Here is a 25,958-nt window from a genome sequence, read left to right on the forward strand (position 1 = left end):
GCGGACCTTGGCCTACGCATGCTAGGAAGGGGCCCCCGCCACGTCAATCGCCTACCGAACGCGTTCCGCGCAGCGAAATATCGTTCCCTGGCAGCGCGGCGCGCGCGCCCAGGTCAGCCCGCAAGGTCACCAGAAATGCCGACGCCGCGGCCGAGGGTGACCGCCCGCTGCGCGTCAGGATGCCCAGTTCGCGATGCACCGCCGGCCGGCCCAGCTTGAGCACGGCCAGGCCGCTCACGTCCATGAGACACAGCGCCAGCCGGGGTACCGGCGCCACGCCCAGCCCGGCCGCCACCATGGCGCCCACCACCGAAATGTTGGTGGCTTCGTACTTGGGCGAAATGGCGAGCCCCGTCTCGGCCAGCACGCGATCCACCAGCGGACGGATGCTGCTTGATGCGCCGCTGGCCACGAGCGGGCGGCTGGCCAGCACGCGCCAGTCGACCCGGCGGCGCGTGGCCAGCGGATCGCCGGCACTGCAGATCAGCACGAAGTCATCTTGCGCGACGGGCTCGAACGCCACCGGACCAGGCGCGGTTGGCGCGACCGACATGCCGAAGTCGGCACGGCCGTCCGCCACCCGCTCCTGCACATATTCGTCCGACATCGGAATCAGGGTCAAGGCGACACGGGGGTGGGTGCGCTCGAAGGCCAGCATGGCGCGTGGCAGCAGTGCGGCTGCCGCCGATGGCAGGCAGGCGATGGTGATGCGCCCCTTTCGGCCCGCCACGAATTCCGACAGGTCGCTGAGCGAGTCGTGGAATTCCGCAACGATCCGCCGCGCAATGGGCAGCAGCTCTTCGCCCGATGGCGTCAGCGCGACATGGCGCGTGCTGCGATCGAACAGGCGCGCATCGAGCTTGCGTTCGGCCGACTGAATGATGCGGCTGAGCGCGGGTTGGGAGACATGGAACCGGTCGGCAGCCTGCCGGAAGCTGCAGGTCTCGGCCAGCAGCAGGAAGGCTTCGAGTTCGTTGACGGTCAGGGCGGTTCGGGAAACGGGCATGAATGAACTCGTCAAGGCAGGGTCGGCATCGATGACCAGGACGCATCAAACCGATGCGATAAATTCACTTCTCCTATCAGTCTGCGCTTCCTACACTGCGTGCACAATCCGTGCGGACCTGGCCTTGCCTGGCTGGCGACCGACGCGCTCAAGGAGACTGTTGCATGACGTTGCCTACGCTTGCCTGCCGCACGCGCCTGACAGGGGCGGTCCTTTCTGCCACGCTGCTTTCGGCACTCACCTCGGCCCCTGCCATGGCCCAGACTTACCCCGCGGCCGGTCAACCCATCAAGATGGTCGTGCCCTTCGCAGCCGGAAGCGGCACCGACCAGGTGGCCCGCGCGCTGGCCCAAACCATGAGCGAGGCCAATCAGGTGACCGTGGTGGTCGATAACCGGCCAGGGGGCAACAGCTTCATTGGCGCCCAGGCGGTCGCGAATGCGCCCCCCGATGGCTACACCATGCTGCTCACCACCAACAGCACACATGCCGCGGCCGAGCACCTTTTCAAGAACGTTCCCTACGACCCGGTCAAGGACTTCACGCCGGTGGCCTTGCTGCGCAAGGGCTATCTGGTCATGGTGACGCGGCCGGACTTTCCGGCGGCGAGCGTGGCCGACTTCTCCGCGCAGGCCCGCCGCGAGCCGGGCAAACTCAATTTCGGCAGCGGCAGTTCGTCATCCCGCGTGTCCGCCGAGCTGTACCGGCAGGTGGCCGGCGTGGACATCACCCACGTCCCGTACAAGAGCAATCCGAATGCGTTGACCGACCTCGTCGGCGGACAGATCCAGGTGATGTTCGTCGATACCTCGTCGGCGCTCAGCCTCGTCAAGAGCGGCAAGCTGCGCGGGCTGGCGGTGACCAGCACGAGGCGTCTCGACATACTGCCTGACGTGCCCACGATGGACGAGGCCGGCCTCAAGGGCTATGAAATGTCGTACTGGACGGCCGCCTACCTGCCGCGCAACACCCGGCCCGAGATCGCTGCCCGGCTGGGCGACCTGCTCAAGCAGGCCATGGGCTCGCCGGAATTGAAGCAGTTGATGGAAAAGACCGGCACCGAGGTGTCGTACGGCGATGCCGCCATGCTGCGCCGCTTCCAGGCGTCCGAGACCGACAAGTGGGCGCGGATCATCCAGGCCGCTGGCATCCAACCGGAGTGACCGCATGACAGGCAGACCACGCATCCGCATCGGCGCGGGCTCGGGCTTTTCCGATGACCGGTTCGAGCCCGCCCTTGAACTGGCCGAGAAAGGCGACATCGACTACCTCGTCTTCGAATGTCTGGCCGAGCGGACGATTGCTCGCGAAACCCTGGCCCGGCTGAAGAATCCGGCGGCCGGCTACACGCCCTTCCTGGCGGAACGCATGCGCCTGGTCCTGCCGGAATGCCTGCGCCGCGGCATCCGCATCGTGACCAACATGGGCGCAGCCAATCCCATCGCCGCTGCCCGCGCGATCCGCGACGAAGCCAGGGACATGGGCCTGGCTGCGCCGCGCGTCGCCGCCGTCGTCGGCGACGACGTCACGGAAATCATCCGCGCCAACCCGCAATTGCCTTTGCTCGAAAGCGGTGAGCCCGTCGAATCGCTGCTGCCGCGCCTGGCCGCTGCCAACGCGTACCTGGGCGCCGATATCGTGAACGCCGCGCTGAATACGGATGCTCAGGTGGTGGTCACGGGGCGCGTCGCCGATCCGTCCTTGTTCCTGGCGTGCATGCTGCATGGATTGGGGTGGTCCTACGATGACCTGCCCCGCCTGGCCGCCGGTACCTTCACCGGACACCTTCTGGAATGCGCGGCCCAGCTCACGGGCGGCTGCTTTGCCGACTTCCCCCGCAAGCCGGTCGAAGGCCTGGCGCGCCTGGGCTTTCCGTATGCTGACGTGAGCCACGACGGCCAGGTCACCTTCGGCAAGGTCGACGGATCCGGTGGCCGGCTCCACGTCGCCACGTGCACCGAACAGGCGCTTTATGAATTGCACGACCCGTCCCGCTACATCACGCCCGATTGCGTGCTGGACATTACCGAGGCCGCGTTCGAGCAGCTGGGACCGGACCGCGTGCGCATGACAGGCGCGCGCGCCCAGCCCCGCACCGACACCTACAAGGTCGTTGTCGGTTACCACGATGGCTGGATAGGGGAAGGCGAGGTCGGCTACGCCGGACCCCACGCCCTTGCCCGCGCACGGCTGTCAGAGCAGATCGTGCGGGAACGGCTTGCCCTGCGCGGCTTCCAGTACCCGGAGATCCGTGTCGACTACATCGGTGTGTCGAGCCTGCATGGCGACGCACCGGACCGTCCGGAACCCTATGAGGTCAGGCTGCGTGTGGCCGCCCGCAGCCCCGACCGCAAAGCCGCGGAAGCCGTGGGCTTCGAAGTCCGGACGCTGAACGTCAACGGCCCGGCGGGTGGTGGCGGCGGCACCAACGCCGTGCGCCAGGTGATTGGGGTCAAATCACTGCTGCTGCCACGCGGGCACGTGCGGCCCGAGATCGTCATGGAAGGAGCCTCGTCATGACCAAGGTGCTGGAGCTCGGCCATTCGCGCGCCGGGGACAAGGGCAATACGTCCAACGTATCGGTGATTGCCTACGACGACGCCGCGTGGTTGCGGCTGGAAGGCGAGCTGACCACCGACCGCGTGGCCGCCGCCTACGCCCACGTGGCCGCCGGCCCGGTCACCCGCTATGCGCTGCCAAAAATGAGGGCGCTCAATTTTGTCATCCAGAACGCATTGGGCGGCGGGGTGACGATCTCGCTTGCGCTGGATGCGCACGGCAAGACGCTGTCCTATCTGATGCAGGACATCGACCTGCCTTAGCCCCTGCCCTGGGCGTGCGTCAACTCTGTCGTCATTTCGTCCCGTACCCAGCGATGCATGGCGCTTCGATGCGTCCGGGTATGCCAGCCCATCCCGATCTCGATGGCCGGCAAGGCGTAAGGCACCGGATACTGCTTGAGCGACGGCATGCGGCGCGCCACCTGCGCCGGCAGCAGCGCAACAAAGTCGCTTTCGACAAGCACCTGCTCCGCCACCAGAAAGGTGCTGACCGATACCACCACGTTCGGCATGAAGTCCGGCCGTTTCCTCAGGGCTTCCAGCATGCCCGGGAACTCGTTGCTTAGCGGCGCCACCATGACCGTGCGAAAACCCGCCATGTCCTCTTCCGACAACGTGTCCCGCGTGAACGGATGATCCTTGCGCATGACGCACACCACATGCTCGTCGAACAGCTTGCGCGCATGCAGCCGGCCTTCGAAGTGGGTCAGCAGCGAGATCCCGATGTCCACATCGCCCCGCGCCATGTCGCTTTCGATATCGATCAGCGCACTGCGCGTTCCGGTCACGAAGTCGACCTTGAGTCCGGGGGCGCGGCGGCTCAGGTCCCCGAACCAGCGCGCCAGCTGCCCCTGCGCGACATCGCTGGCGCTGACGCGTATCGTGGCGTTCGCCGTCGCCGGATCAAACTCTTCGGGGTACACCATCGCCCGGAAGCCGCCCAGCAGCTGGCTGAGTTCGGGCGCCAGCTCCAGCGCCCGCGGGGTCGGCGTCATGCCGCGATTGCTGGCGACCAGCAAGTCGTCGTCGAACATCTTGCGCAGCCGCACCAGTTGCGCCGACACTGCGGGCTGCGTCGTGCCAAGCATCGCGGCGGCGCGCGTCACATTACGTTCTGTCAGCAGCGCTTCGAGCGTGCGCAGAAGATTGAGGTCGATATCTTTGGCCATGGCTGAGCTTACCTCGACCCGCCCGGCGTGCACTACCATTCGGTCTTCGCACGGATCACATCACGATGCTTACCCTTCGCCAGCTGACCTACTTCGCCAAAGTGGTTGAGACACGCAACATTACGCGTGCCGCCGAGCAATTGCATGTGGCGCAGCCTGCCCTGGGCACTCAGCTGCGACAGCTGGAGGCGCACCTTGGGGTGCCGCTGCTGCATCGTCATTCGCGCGGCGTGGACGCCACCCCGGCAGGGCAACTGCTCTATCAACGCACCCAGGACATGCTTGCATTGCTGGAGCGCACGGAGTCGGACGTCAGGCAGCTGCACGGCACCGGTAGCCGTCCCTTGACGCTGGGGCTGACGGCAAGCCTGGTCCACCTGATCGGCGCCGACCTGATGGCGTGGGCGGCCACGGCGTCCCCCGGACAGGCGCTGAAGCTGCGCGAGGAGCCCAGCTTTCTGCTGGTCGACGCGCTGGAGCGCCAGGAAATCGACCTGGCGCTGGCCTATTGCGCGCCCATGCGGCCAGGCCTGACCGTCGACCCCTTGCTGGTCGAAGAGATACCGCTGGTCATGCGGGCGGACGGCGCGCCGCCGGGGGATACGGTCTCGCTGGAGCACGCCCTGACGTTCGAGCTTGCCATGGGCGGTGAGCGCGATGTGGGACGACGTCTGCTGGCAGACGCTGCGGCGTCGCACGGTCTGCACTGCCGGGTGGCGTATGAGACGCAATCGATTGCAGGGATACGCGACCTTTTGCTTCGCGGCTGGGCGGCCAGCGTCATCCCCTACGGGTCCGTCGCGCGTGAACTGGACACCGGCGAGCTCGTCGCCCGCCGCCTCGTTCCGTCGATGTCGATGACGCTGTGCCTGGTGCAGCGGCGCGCGGATACCGGCCCGGACAGTGCGCGCGGATTCCGCGACGCGCTCGTGGCGCAATGTCTTGGCATGATCCGGGAGCGGCTTGGCCGTTTCGTGCTGTCGCCCTGACGCCTGTTCTGCGCTTTACCGTATGGCTGCCAGTGCAAAAGCGTATTGGACGCCTGGTGGTCGCGCGCCTGTAATGACCCCTGATGCCGCACGCGCGGCTGATGACGGGAGAAGCGATGACAACGACGACAGCGGCCGGCAGCGACCAGGCATTCTTCGAGCAACGCGGCTTTGGCCAGACGCTGGGATTCGGCAGGCGGCCCGCCTTAATTGTCGTTGATCTCATCAACGGCTTCACCGATCCAGGTCGGCCGCTGGGTGCAAACCTGGACGCGCAGGTGGACGCATCGAACCAGCTCATTCCACTGATGCGCGATGCAGGTCTGCCCCTGTTTTTTACGACGACGGCCTATGACGACGCCGGTCTTGCCGACGCCGGCGTGTGGGGCCTCAAGATGAAAGGCTCGGCCACGCTGCGTGCAGGCAGTCACGATGTCGCTCTCGATCCGCGCGTCGACTATCAGGCCGGCGAGCCGATCCTGATCAAGAAGTACGCGTCATGCTTTTTCGGCACCGATCTGCTGTCGCGGCTCGTCTCGCAAGGGGTGGACACCGTCATCGTGACGGGCTGCACGACCAGCGGCTGCGTGCGTGCGACCGTTGTCGATGCTGTCCAGAACGGCCTGCGCCCGATCGTCGTCCGGGAAGGGGTCGGGGATCGTTCGCAGGCGTCTCATGAACAAAGCCTGTTCGATCTGCAGGCCAAGTATGCCGACGTGATGGCGCTGGCAGACGTGATCGCGCACCTGCGCACGCGGCAGCCCGCCTGATCCTGCCTGGCGATCGATGCTGTCCTGTTCTCTGGAGGTACCCCATGCCGTCTGCCCTGCCCTGGATACGCGCCCTTGGCGCAACGCTGCTGACTCTTGCACTCACGCCGGCCTATGCTGCATCGACCAATACAAACTACCCCACGCGGCCGATCAAGATGGTGGTGGCCGCGCCCACGGGCGGCCTGCCGGATGTCATCGCCCGCATCGTCGCGCAGCACATGACGACGTCCCTGGGCCAGGCTGTCGTGGTGGAGAACAAGCCCAGCGCGGGCGGCATCATCGCCACGGAGTCGGTCGCCAAAGCCGCGCCTGACGGCTATACGGTCCTGCTGCTGGATCTGAGCCCCCTGACGATCAACCCGACGCTCTACAAGAAGCTGCCCTACGACGCCGCCACGGGTTTTGCCCCCGTGCGGATGTTGGGCATTGCGCCGCTGTTCCTTGTGACCAACCCGAATGTGCCTGCCAAGACCTTTCAGGAACTGGTGGCCATGGTCAAAGCCGCGCCCGGCAAACATACCTACGGGACGATTGGCGTGGGGTCCTTGCACCACATCGCCTTCAAGGAGATGAAGGCAGCGACAGGCATGGACATCCTGCATGTGCCCTTTCGCGAACAGCCCTCGGGCCCGGTCGTGGCGGGCCAGGTCGACATGATTCTTGCCGGCTTGCCATCGATTGAAGGATTCGTGCGCGGCAACCGGCTCAACATGATCGCGGTCAGCACCTCCCGGCGTGCGCCGCAGGCACCCTCCTTGCCCACCCTGTCCGAAAGCGGCGTGCCCGGCTACGACGTGTCGGCAGACATCGGCGTCATTGCCCCCAAGGGCACGCCGCCCGATGTCATCCGCACCCTGTCGAATGCCCTGGCCGATGCCCTCAGGCAACCCGACACCCTGGCGCGCTTCAACGAGTTGGGCATCCAGGCGGCCGACATGCCGGCCGACGCCTATGCCGCCCACATCCGGCAAGAAATGCAGCGGTTTGCCAAGTCTGTCACCGCCGCAGGGCTTGCGGGCAGCAACTGAGCACCATGCCCATCACCGCACCGTATACATGCGCGTGCACGATGATGTTCCCGCCGATCATCGTTTCTTCTGCCGCATCGGGTCCGACCCACAGCTGCCATGCCAGCCGTCCGACCACCAGAAGCAGGACGATGGCCATCCGCCAATCGCGTCCGGCGGACGGCAAGGCGCCGCGGATCAGCACACCGTAGATCACGCCGGAAAGTCCTGCGTAGTAAGCCAACTGTGGGTCCAGCCACAGCAGCCCCAGTCCCACGCCCACGGCAATGGCAAGGGCTTCGACCCAGAACCACCGACGGGCGAACCGGTCGGGAAACAAGGCTGCGCACACCAGCAATCCACCCGCATTGAGCAGGCAATGCGCCCAGCTCAGGTGGACCAGCTGACCGGTCAACAACCGCCATACCGCTCCGTCAACAATCGCGGCACGGTCGTAACGGAGCGCCAACGTCGATTCCGGCGCACCGACTTGAAGCGCCAGCAGTACCGCGATCCAGACGATCAGTGTACGGATCACCCGCCTTAGCGGGCCGCCGCGTTCCAATGCGTGCCGAGCCGGTGACATGGTCGGCGTTCTTGGCGGTCAGAGCTCGCCGCTTTCGGCGATGCGGCGCGACAGTTCACGCGTCGACGGCATGCGCCGCTCGGCATTGTTCACATGCGCCTCATCTTCCGCCAGGTTCGTGATGATGGTCAGGAGCACCTTGCGCGCCGTGGCAATCTCGGCCGGCTTCAGCCCTTTCGTGCCGATATCGTTGATCTCTTCGGCCAGCGGCACCAGCTTCTTTTTCAGCGCCTTGCCCTTGCGCGTCAGAAACACGTGCACGTTCTTTTTATTGCCCGGCAGGTGCTTGCGCTCGACATAGCCCAGCGCTTCCATGGCCTTCATCGCCGAATAGGTGGTCGGCTCCTGCACGCCGGCCTGCTCGCTCAGTTCGCGCTGCGTCAGCCCGTCCGACTCCCACAGGATCCGCAGGAACGCCCAGTGCCCGAAAGACACATCATGCTCGGTCAACCGCATCTGCAGCCCGCGCACCAACGCGCGCGTCGCATCTTTCACGAGGTGGGCCAGGCGATCGTCAGGGACGGCCTCGCGCCAATGGTCAAGGACTTTTCGCGTTTCTTCGTTTGAATTCATGCTTGGCGATGCGTTCAGGTTAAGGAATGGACTGGCATCACGGCCGGACCGGGCACAGCATAGCCGGTCTGCTGCAAGGCAATAACTATAAACGGCAGCAATAGCAAACAATTAACCGGCGCGTCTGGACGCCAGGCATCCGCACGCTCCACACTCGTCGATGCGCGACCCGCTACAACGATAACGAGCGGTCCTCAGGATCGCAGGAGACTTCCATGCATTCCATGCGCCACCGCCTTGCCCGTCTGGGCATCGCCTTTCCCCTGCTCGCGGCCTTGCTTCCGGCCACCGCGCACGCCCAGGCCGGGCCGTCTTCCACCCCCACCAGGCCGCTTGAAGTCATCGTCTTTCCCGGCGGCTTCAACCTGCCGATCTGGGTGGCCCAGGACCGGGGTTTCTTTCAGGCCAACGGGATCGCCATCAAGGTCACGCCCACGCCCACGTCTGTCTTCCAGATGAAAGGGCTGCTGGATGGCACCTTCGACATCGCCATGACGGCCATGGACAACCTGGTCGCCTATCGCGAAGGGCAAGGCGAAGAGCCGGGCGTCCAGGGCGACGTGATGGCGGTGATGGGGGGCGACCGGGGCTTTCTGAAACTGGTCGCGCAACCTGACATCCCGAGCATTGCCGCACTGCGCGGTAAGACCTTGTCGGTCGACGCGCGCAATACGGGCTATGCACTGGTGCTGTTCGAACTGCTGGACCGCGCCGGCCTGCGCGAGCCCGACTTCAGCATCGAGCGTGCGGGCGGCGTCGTGCAACGTTTCAATGCTCTGATGGAAAAGAAGCATGCCGCGACGATGCTGGTGTCGCCGTTCGAGCTGCGAGCGGTGCCCCAGGGATACAAGGTGCTGGCGACTGCATCGACCGAGCTTGGCGCCTACCAAGGCTACGTGGCAGGTGTCCGGCAATCCTGGGCAGCGGCCAACGGCCCTGCCTTGACCGCCTATATCCGGTCCTATGTGCAGGGCGTCGATTGGCTGTTGGCCCCTGGCAATCGGAACGACGTCATTGCGATCCTGCAGAAGAACGTCCCCAACACCGGCGACGCGGATGCGCAGAAGATCTATGACGTCCTGGTTGACCCCAAGACAGGTTTTCAGAAGCGGGCGGCGCTGGACGCCGAAGGCCTGGCGCAGGTGCTTGCGCTGCGCAGCAAATGGGGCGTGCCGAAAAAGACGCTGCAGGCGCCGGGGACGTACTACGACGCAAGGTTCTATGAAGCGGCGATGAAGCAGGCGGCCGTGAAGTAGGCCGCGCCTGGCTACGGCTGCGTCACCCCGTTCACGATAAACACCTTCGACGTCGCGGACTGATGACGGATCGGCCGCAGCGCCCGGTAGGCGGGCGAGTCGTACCACGCGCGTGCCTGCTCCATGCTCGGAAACTGGATCATCACGACGCGTTTGGTGGCGCCGCCTTCCAGCGACGCCACGGTACCGCCGCGAACGATGTAGCGGCCGCCGAACGGAGCAAAGGTGGCGTCGACACCGGCGCTGTAGGGCTTGATGCCTTCGGGATCCGTGACTTCGAATTCAGACACGTAAATGGCGGTAACGGGCGCCGCGGTCGTGGCCTGGCTCGAAGTGACAGCCTGCGCCATGGACGCTGCGGGCGTGATAGAGAGCATTGCACACAGCACCGTGGCAGGCCGTACTTTGTATGAAAAACGCATAAAGCGATGCATCAGCGACTCCGGCGACGTCGGGTTCATTGGGGCTTTTTGTAGAGAACGAGTGGTTCGGTCACCATCAACCGGCGGCCGGTAATGAATGACGCGGTCGTGGCCACGTACTTCTTGAAGTGGGGCGACGCGATGTGGCTCTGGTAGGCGGCTTCGTCCGCGTAGATCTCGAGGAACATCAGCTTGGCGGGATCGCTCGCCAGTGCCGTGGCGTGGATCGCGATCACGCCGTGCTCGAGACGGATCGAATCGGCGATCTCTTCACGTACGGCTGTCGTGTAGGCGGCCAGGTGTTGCGGTGCGATGTCCAATTCCGCGACACGTACCTGCGGCGACGACGGCAAGGCCGATTTGGTGCCGATGAAAACGGGTTGCAAAGCCAGCAGCCGCCGGTCGGTCAGCATCGGCCGAATCGTCGATGCGAATGTCTGATAATGCGACGAGGCAAGATGCGCGCGGTAGGCCGCTTCGTTGGCGTATATTTCGAGCACACGAACGCGGCCGGGGTTGTCTCTTTCCGACACGGCATACAAGGCGAGCAGATCGGGTTCGGCCTGACCCGCCGCCGCGGCGTGCTCGGCGGCAGCCACCTTGAAGGCATCGAGCCGGGTGGCGTCCATGTCAAGGATGGCCAGTTGAAGGTAGGCGGGCCTGGGCTCCTGTGCCACAGCGAGCCGCCATACCAACACGGCCAGCGCGACAGCAATGGCGGTCCCTAGCGCAAAACGTTTCATCTTTGGTGATTCCTTGCATGACAACGAACCCGCGTCGGGCCGTAGTGAGCATTGTCTGCGTTCGCAGTGTCGGAGCCCAGCCCAGACCGAGCAACGGACCGCTGCGGATCGAGCAACAATGAAAATGCCATGGACACACAGCATCTACGAATCTTCATCGAGGTAGCGCGGCAAGGAAGCTTTGCAGCAGCCGCTCGCAAGCTCGATCTTGCAACGTCGCAGGTGACCCGTGCCGTCGCAGGCATCGAAGCCGAGTTGGGCGTTCGCCTGTTGCACCGGACGACACGCAAGGCTGGCCTGACCGCGGCCGGATCCGAATATTTTGCACGCATGTGCGACGTCATGGATGCCTTTGACGCCGCCGCCGACGATCTGCAGACCCGCACCACTGAAGCCAGGGGCCTGGTGCGTCTGACCGCGTCGGTGGCGCTCGGCCAGAGGCTGGTGCTGCCCTTGCTGGAACCGTTCCATCGCCAGCATCCAGGAGTCGAACTGGACTTGCGCTTCAACGACCGCGTGGTCGATCTGATCGATCAGCATGTGGATGTCGCGCTGCGTCAGAGCCCGACGCTCGACGGTTCGCTGGTGGGCGTGCGACTGGGCGCATCGCGCTACCGTGTCTGCGCGAGCCCCGCTTATCTTCGACGACACGGTACCCCACAGACCCCGGCGCACCTGGCGGGACATGCCTGCCTGCGGATTGCGCTGCCTGGTTATTCCAACGACTGGTCGTTTCGCGAGCGCGGCAAGGCCGGCGCGGAAATCCAGAAGGTGCCGGTCACGGGCTGGCTCGCGGCCTCATCGGCCTTGTCCTTGCTCCAGGCGGCGCGAGATGGCATGGGGCCGGTGCTGCTTGCCGACTGGCTGCTCCAGCCCGACCTGGCGGCAGGCACGCTGGTGGATCTGTTTCCGCGACATGAAGCCACCGTCACGGATTTCGAAGCGGCCATCTGGCTGGTGTACACATCGCGCGAACACCTGCCGCGGCGGGTGCGCGTGGTCGTGGACTTCTTGCGCGCCGAACTGCCACGCCAGATCGAACCACGCCTGGAGTTGCCCGGCGTTCGGCCGGGTCACGCACGTTAGCGCCTCCTTCAGCGCCACCCCAGACGCGGCAACGGAGTGCTGTGATCCAAGGGTAACTCCCCTCGTTCATCTGCAGCAGCCTGCTTGACATGGCCTTGCCCCGCTCCTAATCTATATTAGAGAGCTAAGTAAATTCTCGAATGCCGGCAGCAACGCACGCTCGCGACTTGATCGCGGCGGCGCATAAAGAAAACGGTCAGGAGACAGGGCAATGAAACCCATCAGCATGCTGGCCTGTGCGCTGGCGGCGATCGCATGCGCAAGCGCAGGCGGCGCCGCCCAGGCGCAGAGCCGCCCCACCTACGTCGCCAGCGGCAGCGTCAAAGCCCTGTACTACACACCGGACGCCAACCCTAACCCCAAAGTCGCCTTCCTGATCGTGCACCGGACGGCCAACTACCTGAGCCATATCGGTTGCGGCGAACTGTCCAGGCGCGGGTACGCCGTGTTTTGCATGAACACCCGCTACGAGAACAATGAATTCCAGATCGATTGGGACCGCATCGCGCTCGACGTCAAGGTGGGGGTCGAGTATCTGCGCAAGCAGCCTGGAATCGAGAAGGTGATCCTGTTTGGCCATAGCGGCGGCGGGCCGACGTTGAGCTTCTATCAGGCCGTTGCCGAGAAAGGAATTGGCTTCTGTCAGGATGCGCGCAAGATCGTTCCGTGCAATAACGATCTGGCAAACCTGCCCCCGGCTGACGGTCTGGTGCTTGCGGATGCACACCCTGGCGTACCCGTTATTCTTTTGCGCAGTCTGAACGGTTCGGTACTGCGCGAAACCCCGGGCATGTTCGATCCGGCGCTGAATCTTTACAGTCCAGCCAATGGCTATAACCCGGCGGGTGCATCGACCTACTCGCCGGACTTCCAGGCCCGCTACTTCGCTGCCCAGTCGCGCCGGATGAACGCCTTGATCGCGGATGCCGATCGGCGCACGAAAGACATCGCCGCCGGCAAGGGTCCCTACCCTGACAACGATCAATTCGCGATACCCCATGGCGGCAATCCGGGAGCCGGGCCGGGGGGCGCGTCGCAGTTGCATAGTCTCGACCCGCAGATCGCCCTGCGCAAGACACAGCGCCCACAAAAACTGATCCGCAACGATGGCTCGATCGACCGACAACTCATTACGACTGTCAGTCCGGTCGAGCCCGATGCCCTGGCGTCGACGATGTCGTTCAACCGCGGCACCAAACAGTTGTCGCTGCGATCCTTCCTGTCGACCCAGGCGGTGCGTTCGACGAACTCGCTGGACGGGATCGAGCACTGTTCGAGCAACAATTCGACAATCTGCGCGCTGGGTGCGATCTCGGTGCCAACGCTGGTCATGGGGATGGGAGGCTATCTCTTCATCCGGGACTCGGAAGAAGAGTTCGACGCGTCGGCAGCCAAGGACAAGGATCTGGTGTTCATCGAAGGCGCAACCCATGGTTTCACACCCTGTGGCAACTGCATGAACACGGGCGGTGCGGCAGCGTATTCGAACAGCGTGAAGAACCTGTTCGATTACGTCGACGGGTGGGCGTCGCCGCGCTATCGCGCGGACGCAAGCCCTGCCATGTCGGGCGGCGGGAGCATGTCGCTGGACGCCCTGGCCGCACTGTTGGGCCTGGCAGCGCTGATCGCCGTCACGCGGTGGCGCGGCTTGGGCACCCTCCTGTCCGGGCGTCGTCTTCGCAACTGACCCCACCGGCTCGGTCACCTGTTTGTCCTCGTCTTCGCCCTCGCACCGTGACCGGTGCGGCGGGTCATTTCACGACTGGAACTGCCATGCCCTTTCTGCTCCGACTGGCCGCCGCCGGCGTGGTCACCCTGGCTGCCGCGCTGCCCGCGGTCGCGCAAGACACCGCCCAGCCCTGGCCCAGGAAATCCATACGGCTGATCGTTCCCTTCACGCCGGGTGGCAGCAACGACGTGCTCGCACGCGTGCTGAGCCAACACCTGGGCAAGGCGTGGAGCCAGCCCGTCGTGGTCGAGAACAAGCCCGGCGCGGCCGGCAACATCGGGGCAGAGCTGGTGGCGCGCGCGCCGGCGGACGGCTACACCTTGTTGATTGCCGCAAACAACGTGTTGTCGGTGAATCCGGCCCTGTACCGGCTCGGCTTCGACCCGTCCAAGGACTTCGCACCCATCAGCCTGCTGGGCACCGTGCCCATCGTCCTGGTCGTGAATCCTGATGTGCCTGCCAGGGATCTGCCGCAGCTGGTGACCTACGCCAAGGCGAATCCGGGCAAGCTGAACTATGCGTCGTCGGGGACGGGGTCGCCGCAACATCTGTCGGCCGAGCTGTTCAACAAGCTGGCGGGCGTACGGATGACGCACGTGCCCTACAAGGGCGCCGCGCCGGCCATTGCCGACGTCCTGGCAGGTCAGGTCCAGGTGCTGTTCGGGCCGATCAATTCCCTGCTTCCCCACATCAAGTCCGGCAAGTTGCGGGCGCTGGCCGTCGCAGGCGAGTCGCGGGCGCAACTATTGCCTGACGTGTCGACGATTGCCCAGGCGGGCTATCCGACCTATCGCAGCGACATCTGGATCGCCCTGGTCGCCCCCGCCGGCACGCCGGCCGACGTGGTGCGGCAGATCCAGGCCGAGACGCGCACCGCCCTGGCTGACCCGGCAGTCATCGAGACCCTGGCGCAGCAAGGCATCGACGCCAAGGCCAGCACGCCCGATGCGCTGCGCGCCTTGGCGGCGAGCGACCTGGCGCGGTGGACTGATGTCATCCGGTCATCCGGCATCGTCGCCGACCAGCAGCCATAACCACGCTTGTTCGCCCCACCCCCGGCCGCGACTGCCGCGCGCCTATCCGCTTTCGGAGCCTTCCATGTCCCTGTCCTGCTTTCAACCCTTGCTGCGTCCCCTGACTCTGGCGCTCGCGCTGGTCGGGGCACTGTCTGCCACCGCCCCCAGGTCGGCATCGGCCGCCGATGACGGCGCCGGCTATCCCAACCGCACCATCCGCTTCGTTGTCCCGTACGCACCCGGCGGCCTGCCCGACACGGTCGCCCGCGTCGTGGCACAGCGCCTGACCGAACACATGGGCCAGAGCGTCGTGGTGGAAAACAAGCCAGGCGCCAATGGGGTGATCGCCGCGCAGACGCTGACGAGCGCACCGCGCGATGGCTATACCTTCCTGGTCACGGACGGGTCGATGATGTCGATCAATCCAGCCATCTACAAGAACCTGGCCTACGACCCCGACAAAGACTTCGTGCCGGTGTCGCTGGTTGCGACGTCGCCCCTGTTCCTGGCGGCCAATACGGAACTGAAGGTCAACACGCTGCAGGAATTCGTTGCGCTGGCCAGGAGCAAACCCGGCCAGTTGAACTACGGCTCGTCCGGCATTGGCAGCAGTCATCACCTGACGATGGAGGCCATGAAAGCCGCGTTGAACCTGCAGATCAGCCACGTGCCGTTCCGCGGTTCGGGCCAGTCGGTACCCGCGCTGGTGGGCAATCAGGTGGGTGTGGTGTTCGCCGCCCTGCCCTCGCTGTCGGGGTTTGCCGAGAATGGCAAGGTCAGGATCCTGGCAAGCAATTCGGCATCGCGCTCGGCGTTGGCGCCCGACATCCCGGCCATCTCGGAAGTGATTCCCGGCTTCAACTTTGCGGTGACGGTAGGGGTACTGGCCGCGACGGGAACGCCGTCGTATGCGGTGACGCGGATCAACGCCGAAGTCACGCGTGCGCTCAAGACGCCCGAGGTCATGAAGCAGTTGAACACGCTCGGCATCGAGCCGGTCGGGGGCCCCGCGGATCGTTACGCAGCAGCCATCGCGGAAGAAGGCAAGCGCTACGAGGGCGCGATCAAGGCGGCGGGGATCAAGGCGGAGTAGTCGAGTGCTCGCCGCCGGATGCAGCAGGGACACGGGCCAAAGTGGACAAATCTCGATGCGTCCCCTACACTCCGATTTAATTAGATATCTAACGAATATGCCGAACCCGGCTGCCGGACCCGATTGCAACGACCTGGTGAGAGCGAGACATGTTGACCACTGAAGAGAACGACCTGTTGTGCCGCGTCGAGGGCAACGCCCCGATGGGACAATTGATGCGCCGGCACTGGACGCCGGTCTGCCTGAGCGAAGAAGTAAGCGAGCCCGACGGCATGCCCATCAAGGCGCGGGTGTTCGGCGAAGACCTGGTGGTGTTTCGCGATACCGAGGGCCGCGTGGGCGTCATGGATGAGTTCTGTCCGCACCGCCGCGTGTCGCTGGTGTATGGCCGCAATGAAGAGTGCGGCCTGCGCTGCCTCTACCACGGCTGGAAGATGGACGTGGAAGGCACGGTGATCGAAATGGTGTCCGAGCCGTCGGCCAGCGCCATGACCGAGAAGGTCAAGCACAAGGCCTACAAGGTGCAGGAATGGGGCGGCTGTGTGTGGGCGTACATGGGCCCCCAGGACAACGTACCGGAATTCGTGCCCCCGCCCTGGGCGCCCACGAAGGACACCAAGGTCAGCATTGCCAAGATCCTGATCCCCTGCAACTGGGCGCAGATCCTGGAAGGCGCAATCGATTCGGCGCATAGCGACAGCCTGCACTCGTCCGACTTCCTGCCGGCACGCGTGGGCGGCGCCGAAGCGACCGGCAAGAATTGGTTGCGTCCGTCAACCGACAAGGCGCCCCGCATGCAGGTGCAATGGGGCACCTATGGCTTTCGTTATGCCGCGATCCGCCGGCCGATCACCAAAGCATCCGAAAACAACTATGTGCGGTCTACGGTGTTCGTGGCGCCAGCGACCGTGCTGATCCCGCCCAACAATCTGTACAACGTGGCAAACATCAACGTGCCGATGGACGACACGAACACGGCGTTCTATTTCATTTCGTGGGGCGATCCGGCCAAGGCGCCGGATACCGAAACCTGGCGCAAGTTCCTGGGCGCGCAGGTCGGCATTGACGTCGATGCGCAGTACTACCCGTTCCGCAATGCGACTAACCGCTTCAAGCAGGACCGCCAGGCCATGAAGGCGGGCAACTTTACCGGCATCACCGGCTTTCCGAATCAGGACATCGCCATGTGGGTGACGATGGGGCCGATCGCCAACCGGTCGGATGACCGGCTGGGCGCCAGCGACTTTGCGATTGTCGAGTTCCGTCGCCAGATGCTGGAAGCGGTCAAGGCGTTCAAGGAAGGCCAGCCGGCCATCGGCACGGGCGACCTGCGCATACCTTCCGAGATATGCTCGTTCCAGGCGATCATTCCCAAGACCACCGACTGGCGTGACTTTGCCGCCCGCCCCGTGTGGACCACGGACGCCAACGCGCCGCAACTCGACAGCAATTACCAGACGACCTGATCGTCACGGAGACAGATGTGAACCTGCGACTTTCCATCGCCATGGGCGACTATGACCGTAACCGTGCACTGTTCGACGGCGGCGTGCAGATCGACGGTGTCGATCCGGTCTTCATGCTGCTCAACCCGGAAGAGATGTTCTTTCGCGCGTTTCGCAGCATCGACTTCGACGTGAGCGAACTGTCATTCTCGAGCTATCTGGTCAAGCATGCGAAGGGCGAATGCCCGTACATCGCGCTGCCGATCTTCCTGTCGCGCGCCTTCCGGCATACCTCGATCTACGTGCGCAAGGACCGGATCAAGACACCGGGTGACCTGAAGGGCAAGAAGATCGGCGTGCCCGAATATCAGCTGACGGCGAACGTGTGGGCGCGCTCGATTCTTGAAGACGACTATGGCGTCAGGCCGTCTGACGTGACCTGGGTGCGCGGCGGTATCGACGAGCCGGGCCGTCCTGAAAAGATCAAGCTGCAGTTACCGGGCGACGTGACCATGATCGATGCGCCCGAAGGCAGCACGATTTCCGACCTGCTGGACCGCGGCGGGATCGATGGCTTCATGGCGCCGCGTCCGCCAGGCGGCGCGGCGCGGCACAACCCGAATGTCGGCTGGCTGTTCGACGATCCGACCGCCGTGGCCAAGGATTACTTCAAGCGCACCGGCGTGTTCCCGATCATGCACGTGGTGGGCCTGCGCAAGGAACTGGCGGCGCAGCACCCCTGGCTGCCGGCGGCGCTGGTCAAGGCATTTGAAAAGTCCAAGGCTGCCGCGCTGGACAAGCTGGCCGACACGTCGGCCACCAAGGTCACGCTGCCCTTTGTGGAAGAGCAGTTGAAGGCCGCCAAGGAGACCATGGGGGAAGACTACTGGTCGTACGGCGTCCAGCCCAACCTGCGCACCCTGGAAACCTTTGTGCGCCATCATCACGCACAGGGCCTGTCGCCGCGCCAGGTGCCGGTGGAAGAGCTGTTCCATCCCGCCACCTACGAATCCTACAAAATCTAGGCCGCGCGATGGAAGACGCCAACGACACCCAACGCATGATGCCGCTGCGGATCGCCAAGGCGACCGATGCGGCCGTGGGCATTCGCAGCTTTGAACTGGTGCACCCCGACGGCGACGAGCTGCCGGCATTCACGCCGGGCTCCCACGTCAAGGTGCAGGTGCCGAATAACGAGTTCCGCAAGTATTCGCTGTGCGGCGATCCGGAGGACCTGAGCAAATATGTGATCACGGTCAAGCGGGATGCGAATGGACGGGGCGGGTCGATGAGCCTGGTCGACGAGGCGAAGGAAGGCGACACGCTGCCCACATCATTGCCTGACAACGCGTTTCCGCTGGTCGAGAAGGCATCGGCCTACACCTTCATTGCGGGCGGTATCGGCATCACGCCCATCCTGTCGATGATCCGATCGTTTGGCGAGTTGCCCCCCGCGCCCTGGAAGCTGTACTACCTGAGCCAGTCCGCCGAGACGACCGCCTTCCTGGATGTCCTGAACGCGCCCGAGTGGCGCAAGAACGTCAAGGTCCACCACGACGGCGGTGATCCGGACGACGCCTTCGACCTGTGGCCGGTGCTGGAAAAGCCGAACCGCGGCCACGTGTATTGCTGTGGTCCGCGCGGCCTGATGGAAGCGGTCCGCGACATGACGGGCCATTGGTCACCCGGGAACATCCACTTCGAAAGTTTTCTGGAAGGCGGCGAAAAACGCGCCGACGACACGCCCTTTACGGTCAGGCTGGCCAGGTCAGGCCTGGAATTCGAGATTCCCGTCGGTCAGTCCATTCTGTCGGTGCTGCGCGCGGCCGAGGTCAAGGTGCCCTTTTCCTGTGAGAGCGGGACGTGTGGATCCTGCCGCACCGGTCTGCTGGAAGGCGTGGCGGATCACCGCGACATGGTCCTGATGCCCGAACAACAGGACGATCAGATCATGGTGTGCGTGTCGCGTGCGGTGTCGGACCCGCTGGTGCTGGACCTATGAACGCGGCACCGTCATCGGCACTGCGTATCGGGGTTGCCGGACTGGGGCGCGCCTTTTCGTTGATGTTGCCCACCTTTCTGGCTGACGCGCGTGTGCAGCTGGTGGCCGCGTGCGACACCCGCGAGACCGCACGCGCGCAATTTGCGCGCGACTTCGATGCGCCCGCGTACGACGCCATCGAAGCACTGGTTGCCGACAGCAATGTTGAGGTCATCTACATCGCCAGCCCGCATCAATTCCACGCGGAACACACCCGGCTTGCTGCCGCGCATGGCAAGCATGTGCTGGTGGAAAAGCCGATGGCCCTGTCGCTGGACGCCTGCGACACGATGATCGCTGCGTGCAGGGAGGCCGGCGTGCAATTGCTGGTGGGCCACTGCCACAGCTTCGATACGCCCTACCTGGCCTGCCGCGACCTGATCCGCAGCGGCCGCCTGGGCCCGGTGCGCATGATCCACGCCATGAACTACACGGACTACCTGCTGCGTCCACGACGGCCTGAAGAACTGATGACGTCCGAAGGCGGCGGTGCGGTGTTCAGCCAGGCGGCGCACCAGGTCGACATCGTGCGCCTGCTGGCGGCCAGCCGCCCCACCCGGCTGCGTGCGGCGGTCGGCCATTGGGACCCGGCCCGGCCCACCGAAGGCGCGTATTCGGCGCTGCTGTGGTTCGAGAATGGCGCCTACGCCTCGCTGAGCTACAACGGCTACGGCCACTTCGATTCGGACGAGTGGACCGAGTGGACCGGCGAGATGGGCAACGTCAAGGACCCGGCCACGTATGGCGCGGCACGGCGCAAGCTGGATACGGTGGGGTCCGCGCAAGAAGAGGCGCAGCTCAAGGCCAAGGGTACCTACGGCGGCCCGTCCTACGTGCCCCCCAAGCCGCCGACGGGCAACGATGCCCGCCATTGGCACCAGCACTTCGGTCCGATTATCGTATCGTGCGATCAGGGCGACCTGCGGCCAATGCCGAATGGCATTCAGGTTTACGGGCACTACACGAAAGAATGGATGCCCCTGCCCCCGCCGACCGTGCCACGTGCGGAAGTGATCGACGAACTGGTCGCCGCCGTGCGCGAGGGCGTGGCGCCGCTGCACGACGGCGTGTGGGCAAAAGCCACGTTGGAGATCTGCATTGCCATGTTGCAGTCGGATCATCAGGGCCAGGACGTGACGCTGATGCACCAGGGGACGGACTGAGACAGGCGGCCTGGACGGCCTTGACGGGCTGCGCGGCCGGGCCGGCGCCGTGCACCTGACGCCCACCGCCGATCTCAGTCCACCTGGATTCCCGCCTTCTGCGCAAGCTGCTTGTTGGTCTTGATCTCGCCGGCGACAAAGGCCTTGAACTGCTCGGGTTTCAGGATACGGGTGCTGTTGCCGCTCTTGGCAAACTGCGCCTGCACATCCGGCGATTGCAAGGCCGTCGTCAGGTCCGCCGACAGCTTGTCGATGATGGCGGGCTTCGTTCCCGCAGGCGCCCACAGCCCGATCCACAATTCGATGTTGACGTCCGGATAGCCCGACTCGGCCACGGTCGGCACATTCGGCAGTGCCGCGACGCGCTGCGCCGACGTCACTGCCAGGGCCGAAAGCCGGCCATCTTCTGTCAGCATGCCGCCCAGGGTGGACAGCGGCGCCATGTAAAAGACCGAACGATTGGCCGCAACGTCGGTGATGGCATCGGGCGATCCCTTGAACGGCACGTGCATCATCGAGATGCCAGCACGCTGCGCGAACAGCTCCGCAGTCAGGTGCGTCGACGAACCGACGCCGGCCGACGCAAAGGCGAGCGCGCCCGGCTTGGCCTTGGCGGCCTCGGCAATGTCCTTGACCGACTTGTACGGGCTGGCAGACGCGGCCACCATCACATAGGGCGTGGTCGACAGCAAGGCCACGTCGATCAAGTCCATCTGCGGGTCGTACGGCAGCTTCTTGTAGATCGCCGGATTTGCCGCATGCGAGGCGCTTTGCACCAGCAGGGTCAGGCCATCGGCCGGGGCCTGCACGACCCTGCGGGTACCGATCTGGCCGCCCGCCCCGGGCAGGTTCTCGACCACCACCGTCTGGTTCCACATCTGCTGCAGCTTGCGGCTGAGGATACGCGCCACGATGTCCGCGCCCGATCCCGGGGTCAACGGGACGACCAGCTTGACGGGCTGCGCAGGATAGTCCTGCGCCAGGGCGGGTGTTGCAGCGAAACAGAGCGCGACGGCCGCAAGCACAAGGCGGCACGACAAGCGGGAAAAGGGATGCGGGTTCATGGGTGGTCTCCGGTGCCGGGGCCAGCGGCTGTTATGGGAACTGCGGCCAGGACTGCGCACTCAGTGGCGATCGACGAAATCCCTCAGTACACGGTTGAACTGCTCGGGGTGTTCAAGGTTGGACAGATGCGCCGCGTCGTCAATGACGTGGATCTCGGCGCCGGCGATCTCGCGGTGCAGCACTTCGGACGCGGCCAGCGTGCAGGCGGGATCGTCGCGGCCCAGCAGAATCAAGGTCGGGGTGGAGATCTGCTTGAGCAGATGGGTCTGCGACATGTCGCGCACCGCCGATCCGCACGCGATATAGCCCTCGACGTCGATCGACAGGATCATGGCGCGCACCTTCGCGATGACATCGGGCGCCCGTGTCGGGAAGGACGGCACGAACCATCGCTGTATCGTGCCCTCGACCATGCCTGCCATGCCCTCGGCACGCGCGGTTTCAAAGCGCGCTTGCCACATGGCGCGCGGCGGCATCTCGCTGGCCGTATCGCACAGCGACAGCGACCGCACGGCGTGCGGGTGCCGGATACCCAGTTGCTGGGCGATCATGCCGCCCATCGACAGTCCGACGAAATGAACCGGGCCGACGCCCGCGTGCGCAATCAATGCGGCGGCATCGTCTGCCAGCTGCTCGATGCTGTAGGGGCCCGGCGTCACCTCGGACTCGCCATGGCCGCGCGTGTCGTAGCGCAGCACTTGATAGCGTTCGGTCAGCGCCGGCATCTGCGGCTCCCACATCGCCATGGTCGACATGAGGCTGTTCGACAGCATGACGGTCGGCGCATCGGCCGGGCCGTCCACGCGCCAGGCCAGGCGGGCTCCGTTGATAGTTGTGAAGGTCAAGATGTTTCCCGGGCAAGGATGGATGGAGACCCCAGTGTAGGAAGGCCCGGTGATCTAAGGAATGCCCGGAATTCGTGTCAGGTGATAGCCTGACGCTGTCAGCTGTTGCTACCACGCGCGGATCGCGCCTCAGGGTTTCCCCGACATGACTGCTTCGAACGACGACCATGCGCCCCTGCCCCTCGTGACCTCGGCCGCATTGCCCAGCGCGCTGTCGCGCCTGCGCATCCGCCATCTGCAGGCGCTGGATATCCTGCAGCGCGTGGGATCCCTGCGCCAGGTCGCGATCGAACTGGGCATTACGCAGCCTTCTGCCCTGTCGCTGATCGACGATCTGGAATTTGCCTTCGGTACCCCCCTGGTGGTGCGCGACCATAGCGGCACCAGGCTGACGCCGGCGGCGCGTGCGGTGCTGGCGCGCACCCGGGTGGCCCTGCAGGAAGTCGCCATGGGCCGGCAGATTGCGCTGCAGCATGGCGGGGCCACGGCGCGCCTGCGCCTGGGCGCGTCGCCCTACCTCATCGGCAGAGCGGTGCCCGCCATCCTGGCGCGCGTTCGCGACCACCTGCCCGACGTGCGCATCGACATCCAGGAAGGGGCACTCGACGTCCTGGTGGCGCGGCTGGCGCAGGGCGAACTGGACGCGGTCCTGGGCAATGTCGAGCGCGCCACACTGGCCTCCAACGGGCTGTCACTGGACCAGACGCTGCTCGGATCCGAACCCTTGTATGTGGTGGCCGGACCGGGCCACCCGCTGCACGGCCAGGCCACCGCCAGCCTGCGTGACGCCCTGGCCGGCCCCTGGGCGCTTCCCCACGCGGCATCGCACATCCGCAACCTGTTCGACAGCGCCGTCTTCGATGCAGGCGCCCCGCCCGTGGTGCCGCAGGTCGAGTGTCGCGGCTTGCTGAACCTGCTGGCGATTGCCCAGGCCTCCAGCATGCTGACGATCGCGCCGGCCACCGAAGTGGCCAAGCCGATGTGGTCGCGCGACCTGACCCGGCTCGACTGCGGCATGACCCTGCGCGTGCCGCCGTATGTGCTGCTCAGCCGGCACTATGCGCCGCCGATACCGGAAGTGGATGTGCTGAAGGCGTGCGCGCAGTCGGTGGCGGCGGGACTATTTGGTGCGATGGAAGGGTGAGGACGCATGCATATCAAAGACATCAGCTACTTCCTGGCCATTCTTGAACATCGGTCCTTGCAGCGCGCCGCCTCGGCGATGGGGCTCACGCAGCCGGCGCTGAGCAAATGTGTTCACCGGCTCGAAGACGCCCTTGGCGCCAGGCTGTTCGAACGCGGCCCCACAGGCACGGTGCCGACACGCGCCGCGTTGGCCTTTGCAAACTATGCACGGCGGCTGGACACCGAATACGCCGGAGCGATGCGCGCGCTTGGCGATCTTGCCGCCAACGACGCCGCAGTGATTCGGATCGGCGCGACGCCGACCTGGGAATTTCTGGCCGGCCAGGCGCTGCTCGATTTCCTTCCGCAGCGCCCTGCCACGCGCCTCAAGCTCAGCATCATGTTCTCGGACAAATTGCTGGACGCCCTGGGCCGGGGGGAGATCGACCTGGCATTGGCGACGGCGCCCAGCGTTGGCCCGGATTTCCAGGCATTGCGCCTATCGGATGAACAAATGCAGCCGATCGCACGCCGGGGACATCCCCTGTTCCATTTGCCCCGTGCGCCGAGCATTGAGGACTTTGTCGGCACGCTGTGGGCGGTCCCACGCCCGGGCGTCAGCTCGCGGGATCAGCTCGACGCTGCATTCGCGTCGCGCGGGCTGCCTCCAATCAAGGCGCAGGTGGAACTCGATGGCAGCGGCGCCATGGGCAGCTTCCCCTTGCTCACCCGATGCGACCTGATCGGCATGTGCCCGGGCGCGCTGCTGCCCAACGCAGCGGCGATCGGTCTGCTGCCGTTCGAGGTCGATGCCTTGCGGCTATCCACCTTCCCGACACTGGTTACGCGCAGGGATGCGACGCACCCGCCTGTCGTCCATGCCTTCATCTCGGCCCTGTCAGCCTCGGCCACCGGGTATCCCGATCGAGCCGCCTGACACACGCGTCGGTTATAGCCCTTGTCGTTTTGGTAATCAGCGTCTGGCCATTGCCGTCATACAGTCGGTGTTCGCCCGCGCAAGAGGGCAACGAATCGATCTGCAGGTGCCACCCTTGAACGCATGGAAAGACGTCTTTCACCCGTACGCAACGCAGGCCGTCGCACTGCGCCAGCATATCCACCAACGCCCGGAGCTCGGCTTCCAAGAACATGAGACCGCCGCCCTCGTTGCGGGCAAGCTGCGCGATTGGGGCTACGCGGTCACCGAGGGCGTCGGCAGCACCGGGGTCGTCGGTGTACTGAGAGTTGGCGATGGCAACCGTTCGCTGGGTATCCGGGCGGACATGGACGCCCTGCCCATCCAAGAAACAACCGGATTGCCCTACGGCAGCGTCCACCACGGCGTGATGCATGCGTGCGGTCACGACGGGCATACCGCGATGCTGCTGGGCGCTGCGCACTACCTGGCTGACACGCGCCGCTTTTCAGGCACGCTCAACGTCATTTTCCAGCCTGCGGAAGAAGGCTTGGCCGGCGCGCGGCGCATGATGGACGACGGACTGTTCACGCGTTTTCCGTGCGACGCCGTCTTCGGCATGCACAACATACCCGGCTTGCCGCAGGGCAAGCTGGTGTTTGCGGCAGGACCGCTGCTGGCTTCCAACGACCGGCTGACGATCACCGTGCGCGGCAAGAGCGCGCATGGCGCCGAGCCGCAGAACGGCGCCGATGCGCTGGTCGGCGCCGCCGCCGTCGTCATGGCGCTGCAGACGGTGGTGTCGCGCAACCTGGATCCCCAATCAAGCGCGGTCGTGACGGTGGCATCGCTTCACGCCGGCAAAGCCAATAACGTGATTGCCGATGAAGCCGTCATGCAGGTGACGATCCGCACCCACGAACGGCAAGTCCGCGATACCGTGCTGGCCGCCGTCCATCGCGTGGTGCGTCTGCAAGCGGAAAGCTTCGGACTGACTGCGGAGATTGTGTCTGGCGCGAACCCCTACCCCCCGCTGATCAACACGGTTGCCGAGACGCGCTTCGCGCAGGCGGTGGCAGTCGATACCTTCGGGGTCGACAAGGTCGCGACAGCAAGCAGGCTGTTGATGAACAGCGAAGACTTCGCCTTCATGCTGGAAGAACGCCCCGGCAGCTATCTGCTGATCGGCAATGGCGACGGTCCGGGATCGTGCATGGTGCATCACCCCGGCTATGACTTCAACGACGCCAACATCGAGGTGGGCGTGGCCTATTGGTCGCGTCTTGCCGAGCAATTCCTGACCGAGCCCTCCGCTCCCGGCCACACGGCCTGACCTGATCCGAGATCGC

General features: G+C 65.0%; 26 protein-coding genes. 18 read left to right on the forward strand and 8 right to left on the reverse strand.

The features are described from left to right. Positions 1 to 43: 43 nt before the first annotated feature. Complete coding sequence (locus tag IE116_RS07045) at positions 44 to 1,006, reverse strand: LysR family transcriptional regulator (protein ID WP_189611010.1); 963 nt, start codon at positions 1,004 to 1,006, stop codon at positions 44 to 46. Between the two features lie 164 nt (positions 1,007 to 1,170). Here IE116_RS07045 and IE116_RS07050 point away from each other — a divergent pair, with 164 nt between their 5' ends. The 3 genes from IE116_RS07050 to IE116_RS07060 are packed head-to-tail and all read left to right on the forward strand — an operon-like array spanning position 1,171 to position 3,828. After that, on the forward strand, positions 1,171 to 2,169 hold the full coding sequence (locus IE116_RS07050) for a Bug family tripartite tricarboxylate transporter substrate binding protein (protein ID WP_189611012.1): 999 nt from the start codon (positions 1,171 to 1,173) through the stop codon (positions 2,167 to 2,169). A 4-nt stretch (positions 2,170 to 2,173) separates the two neighbouring features. After that, on the forward strand, positions 2,174 to 3,526 hold the full coding sequence (locus IE116_RS07055) for an acyclic terpene utilization AtuA family protein (protein WP_189611014.1): 1,353 nt from the start codon (positions 2,174 to 2,176) through the stop codon (positions 3,524 to 3,526). Continuing rightward, positions 3,523 to 3,828, forward strand: a complete 306-nt coding sequence (locus tag IE116_RS07060) for an AtuA-related protein (RefSeq protein ID WP_189611015.1) — start codon at positions 3,523 to 3,525, stop codon at positions 3,826 to 3,828. Before IE116_RS07055 ends, IE116_RS07060 begins: the two co-directional genes overlap by 4 nt. Here the strand turns inward: IE116_RS07060 and IE116_RS07065 are convergent. Further along, on the reverse strand, positions 3,825 to 4,736 hold the full coding sequence (locus tag IE116_RS07065) for a LysR family transcriptional regulator (RefSeq protein ID WP_189611017.1): 912 nt from the start codon (positions 4,734 to 4,736) through the stop codon (positions 3,825 to 3,827). The two genes, IE116_RS07060 and IE116_RS07065, sit on opposite strands and share 4 nt — an antisense overlap. A gap of 65 nt (positions 4,737 to 4,801) precedes the next feature. On the opposite strand from IE116_RS07065, the gene IE116_RS07070 reads away from it, so the two are divergent. The 3 genes from IE116_RS07070 (at position 4,802) to IE116_RS07080 (ending at position 7,526) form a co-directional block, all read left to right on the forward strand. Continuing rightward, the gene (locus IE116_RS07070; protein ID WP_189611019.1) at positions 4,802 to 5,725 is read left to right on the forward strand and encodes a LysR family transcriptional regulator; all 924 of its coding nucleotides are present in this window, start codon (positions 4,802 to 4,804) and stop codon (positions 5,723 to 5,725) included. A gap of 116 nt (positions 5,726 to 5,841) precedes the next feature. Further along, the gene (locus IE116_RS07075) at positions 5,842 to 6,495 is read left to right on the forward strand and encodes an isochorismatase family protein (RefSeq protein ID WP_189611020.1); all 654 of its coding nucleotides are present in this window, start codon (positions 5,842 to 5,844) and stop codon (positions 6,493 to 6,495) included. A 44-nt stretch (positions 6,496 to 6,539) separates the two neighbouring features. Then, positions 6,540 to 7,526, forward strand: coding sequence for a Bug family tripartite tricarboxylate transporter substrate binding protein (locus IE116_RS07080; protein ID WP_189611023.1), 987 nt, complete (start codon positions 6,540 to 6,542; stop codon positions 7,524 to 7,526). Here the strand turns inward: IE116_RS07080 and rrtA are convergent. Together rrtA and IE116_RS07090 are read right to left on the reverse strand one after the other, a co-directional pair. Further along, the gene (rrtA, locus tag IE116_RS07085; protein ID WP_189611025.1) at positions 7,495 to 8,091 is read right to left on the reverse strand and encodes a rhombosortase; all 597 of its coding nucleotides are present in this window, start codon (positions 8,089 to 8,091) and stop codon (positions 7,495 to 7,497) included. The two genes, IE116_RS07080 and rrtA, sit on opposite strands and share 32 nt — an antisense overlap. An 18-nt stretch (positions 8,092 to 8,109) precedes the next feature. Beyond that, on the reverse strand, positions 8,110 to 8,664 hold the full coding sequence (locus IE116_RS07090) for a MarR family winged helix-turn-helix transcriptional regulator (RefSeq protein ID WP_189611027.1): 555 nt from the start codon (positions 8,662 to 8,664) through the stop codon (positions 8,110 to 8,112). Between the two features lie 215 nt (positions 8,665 to 8,879). Between IE116_RS07090 and IE116_RS07095 the strand changes: the two genes are divergently transcribed. Further along, on the forward strand, positions 8,880 to 9,920 hold the full coding sequence (locus IE116_RS07095) for an ABC transporter substrate-binding protein (protein ID WP_229828035.1): 1,041 nt from the start codon (positions 8,880 to 8,882) through the stop codon (positions 9,918 to 9,920). 11 nt (positions 9,921 to 9,931) lie between these two features. Here the strand turns inward: IE116_RS07095 and IE116_RS07100 are convergent, their stop codons facing one another. Both IE116_RS07100 and IE116_RS07105 read right to left on the reverse strand, forming a co-directional pair. After that, the gene (locus IE116_RS07100) at positions 9,932 to 10,297 is read right to left on the reverse strand and encodes a DUF1330 domain-containing protein (RefSeq protein ID WP_189611029.1); all 366 of its coding nucleotides are present in this window, start codon (positions 10,295 to 10,297) and stop codon (positions 9,932 to 9,934) included. Between the two features lie 80 nt (positions 10,298 to 10,377). Then, complete coding sequence (locus tag IE116_RS07105) at positions 10,378 to 11,085, reverse strand: putative quinol monooxygenase (RefSeq protein ID WP_189611031.1); 708 nt, start codon at positions 11,083 to 11,085, stop codon at positions 10,378 to 10,380. Between the two features lie 129 nt (positions 11,086 to 11,214). Here IE116_RS07105 and IE116_RS07110 point away from each other — a divergent pair, with 129 nt between their 5' ends. The 8 genes from IE116_RS07110 to IE116_RS07145 all read left to right on the forward strand — a co-directional run bounded on the left by IE116_RS07110 (position 11,215) and on the right by IE116_RS07145 (position 20,658). Beyond that, entirely contained in the window at positions 11,215 to 12,171 is a 957-nt protein-coding gene (locus IE116_RS07110; RefSeq protein WP_189611033.1) for a LysR family transcriptional regulator, read from the forward strand. A gap of 211 nt (positions 12,172 to 12,382) precedes the next feature. Next, on the forward strand, positions 12,383 to 13,858 hold the full coding sequence (locus tag IE116_RS07115; protein ID WP_189611035.1) for an alpha/beta hydrolase: 1,476 nt from the start codon (positions 12,383 to 12,385) through the stop codon (positions 13,856 to 13,858). Between the two features lie 86 nt (positions 13,859 to 13,944). Further along, the gene (locus IE116_RS07120; protein WP_189611037.1) at positions 13,945 to 14,934 is read left to right on the forward strand and encodes a Bug family tripartite tricarboxylate transporter substrate binding protein; all 990 of its coding nucleotides are present in this window, start codon (positions 13,945 to 13,947) and stop codon (positions 14,932 to 14,934) included. A gap of 64 nt (positions 14,935 to 14,998) precedes the next feature. Further along, the gene (locus IE116_RS07125; RefSeq protein ID WP_189611039.1) at positions 14,999 to 16,009 is read left to right on the forward strand and encodes a Bug family tripartite tricarboxylate transporter substrate binding protein; all 1,011 of its coding nucleotides are present in this window, start codon (positions 14,999 to 15,001) and stop codon (positions 16,007 to 16,009) included. A 149-nt stretch (positions 16,010 to 16,158) separates the two neighbouring features. Then, complete coding sequence (locus tag IE116_RS07130; protein WP_189611041.1) at positions 16,159 to 17,475, forward strand: Rieske 2Fe-2S domain-containing protein; 1,317 nt, start codon at positions 16,159 to 16,161, stop codon at positions 17,473 to 17,475. Between the two features lie 41 nt (positions 17,476 to 17,516). Beyond that, positions 17,517 to 18,479: an ABC transporter substrate-binding protein gene (locus IE116_RS07135; protein ID WP_189614492.1), complete on the forward strand. Its 963-nt coding sequence runs from the start codon at positions 17,517 to 17,519 to the stop codon at positions 18,477 to 18,479. An 8-nt stretch (positions 18,480 to 18,487) separates the two neighbouring features. Further along, a complete protein-coding gene (locus IE116_RS07140) occupies positions 18,488 to 19,456 on the forward strand; it encodes a PDR/VanB family oxidoreductase (protein WP_189611044.1) in 969 nt (322 codons plus the stop codon). After that, entirely contained in the window at positions 19,453 to 20,658 is a 1,206-nt protein-coding gene (locus tag IE116_RS07145; RefSeq protein WP_189611046.1) for a Gfo/Idh/MocA family oxidoreductase, read from the forward strand. Before IE116_RS07140 ends, IE116_RS07145 begins: the two co-directional genes overlap by 4 nt. 74 nt (positions 20,659 to 20,732) lie before the next feature. On the opposite strand, the gene IE116_RS07150 is transcribed toward IE116_RS07145, so the two are convergent. Beyond that, complete coding sequence (locus IE116_RS07150) at positions 20,733 to 21,722, reverse strand: Bug family tripartite tricarboxylate transporter substrate binding protein (protein WP_189611048.1); 990 nt, start codon at positions 21,720 to 21,722, stop codon at positions 20,733 to 20,735. A 60-nt stretch (positions 21,723 to 21,782) separates the two neighbouring features. After that, positions 21,783 to 22,568: a 3-oxoadipate enol-lactonase gene (gene pcaD / locus IE116_RS07155; protein ID WP_189611050.1), complete on the reverse strand. Its 786-nt coding sequence runs from the start codon at positions 22,566 to 22,568 to the stop codon at positions 21,783 to 21,785. Positions 22,569 to 22,713: 145 nt separating this feature from the next. Here pcaD and IE116_RS07160 point away from each other — a divergent pair, with 145 nt between their 5' ends. From IE116_RS07160 to IE116_RS07170, 3 genes are all read left to right on the forward strand, one after another. Then, the gene (locus IE116_RS07160; protein WP_189611051.1) at positions 22,714 to 23,712 is read left to right on the forward strand and encodes a LysR substrate-binding domain-containing protein; all 999 of its coding nucleotides are present in this window, start codon (positions 22,714 to 22,716) and stop codon (positions 23,710 to 23,712) included. Between the two features lie 6 nt (positions 23,713 to 23,718). Next, entirely contained in the window at positions 23,719 to 24,630 is a 912-nt protein-coding gene (locus IE116_RS07165; RefSeq protein ID WP_189611052.1) for a LysR family transcriptional regulator, read from the forward strand. A 106-nt stretch (positions 24,631 to 24,736) separates the two neighbouring features. Continuing rightward, positions 24,737 to 25,942, forward strand: coding sequence for a M20 aminoacylase family protein (locus tag IE116_RS07170; RefSeq protein ID WP_373302958.1), 1,206 nt, complete (start codon positions 24,737 to 24,739; stop codon positions 25,940 to 25,942). The last annotated feature ends 16 nt before the right edge of the window (positions 25,943 to 25,958 follow it).

The organism is Pigmentiphaga litoralis, from assembly GCF_014651835.1.
In the GTDB taxonomy this organism is placed as follows: domain Bacteria; phylum Pseudomonadota; class Gammaproteobacteria; order Burkholderiales; family Burkholderiaceae_B; genus Pigmentiphaga; species Pigmentiphaga litoralis.

Bases quoted from the DNA above. Each gene is read 5' to 3' on its own strand.
- IE116_RS07095 (WP_229828035.1), top strand. From the start codon at position 8,880: ATGCATTCCATGCGCCACCGCCTTGCCCGTCTGGGCATCGCCTTTCCC.
- IE116_RS07055 (WP_189611014.1), top strand. From the start codon at position 2,174: ATGACAGGCAGACCACGCATCCGCATCGGCGCGGGCTCGGGCTTTTCC.
- IE116_RS07160 (WP_189611051.1), top strand. From the start codon at position 22,714: ATGACTGCTTCGAACGACGACCATGCGCCCCTGCCCCTCGTGACCTCG.
- IE116_RS07045 (WP_189611010.1), bottom strand. From the start codon at position 1,006: ATGCCCGTTTCCCGAACCGCCCTGACCGTCAACGAACTCGAAGCCTTC.
- IE116_RS07115 (WP_189611035.1), top strand. From the start codon at position 12,383: ATGAAACCCATCAGCATGCTGGCCTGTGCGCTGGCGGCGATCGCATGC.
- IE116_RS07075 (WP_189611020.1), top strand. From the start codon at position 5,842: ATGACAACGACGACAGCGGCCGGCAGCGACCAGGCATTCTTCGAGCAA.
- IE116_RS07165 (WP_189611052.1), top strand. From the start codon at position 23,719: ATGCATATCAAAGACATCAGCTACTTCCTGGCCATTCTTGAACATCGG.
- IE116_RS07105 (WP_189611031.1), bottom strand. From the start codon at position 11,085: ATGAAACGTTTTGCGCTAGGGACCGCCATTGCTGTCGCGCTGGCCGTG.
- rrtA (WP_189611025.1), bottom strand. From the start codon at position 8,091: ATGTCACCGGCTCGGCACGCATTGGAACGCGGCGGCCCGCTAAGGCGG.
- IE116_RS07145 (WP_189611046.1), top strand. From the start codon at position 19,453: ATGAACGCGGCACCGTCATCGGCACTGCGTATCGGGGTTGCCGGACTG.
- IE116_RS07130 (WP_189611041.1), top strand. From the start codon at position 16,159: ATGTTGACCACTGAAGAGAACGACCTGTTGTGCCGCGTCGAGGGCAAC.
- IE116_RS07120 (WP_189611037.1), top strand. From the start codon at position 13,945: ATGCCCTTTCTGCTCCGACTGGCCGCCGCCGGCGTGGTCACCCTGGCT.
- IE116_RS07065 (WP_189611017.1), bottom strand. From the start codon at position 4,736: ATGGCCAAAGATATCGACCTCAATCTTCTGCGCACGCTCGAAGCGCTG.
- IE116_RS07080 (WP_189611023.1), top strand. From the start codon at position 6,540: ATGCCGTCTGCCCTGCCCTGGATACGCGCCCTTGGCGCAACGCTGCTG.
- IE116_RS07150 (WP_189611048.1), bottom strand. From the start codon at position 21,722: ATGAACCCGCATCCCTTTTCCCGCTTGTCGTGCCGCCTTGTGCTTGCG.
- IE116_RS07070 (WP_189611019.1), top strand. From the start codon at position 4,802: ATGCTTACCCTTCGCCAGCTGACCTACTTCGCCAAAGTGGTTGAGACA.
- IE116_RS07060 (WP_189611015.1), top strand. From the start codon at position 3,523: ATGACCAAGGTGCTGGAGCTCGGCCATTCGCGCGCCGGGGACAAGGGC.
- IE116_RS07050 (WP_189611012.1), top strand. From the start codon at position 1,171: ATGACGTTGCCTACGCTTGCCTGCCGCACGCGCCTGACAGGGGCGGTC.
- IE116_RS07125 (WP_189611039.1), top strand. From the start codon at position 14,999: ATGTCCCTGTCCTGCTTTCAACCCTTGCTGCGTCCCCTGACTCTGGCG.
- IE116_RS07100 (WP_189611029.1), bottom strand. From the start codon at position 10,297: ATGCTCTCTATCACGCCCGCAGCGTCCATGGCGCAGGCTGTCACTTCG.
- IE116_RS07090 (WP_189611027.1), bottom strand. From the start codon at position 8,664: ATGAATTCAAACGAAGAAACGCGAAAAGTCCTTGACCATTGGCGCGAG.
- IE116_RS07135 (WP_189614492.1), top strand. From the start codon at position 17,517: ATGGGCGACTATGACCGTAACCGTGCACTGTTCGACGGCGGCGTGCAG.
- IE116_RS07140 (WP_189611044.1), top strand. From the start codon at position 18,488: ATGGAAGACGCCAACGACACCCAACGCATGATGCCGCTGCGGATCGCC.
- IE116_RS07110 (WP_189611033.1), top strand. From the start codon at position 11,215: ATGGACACACAGCATCTACGAATCTTCATCGAGGTAGCGCGGCAAGGA.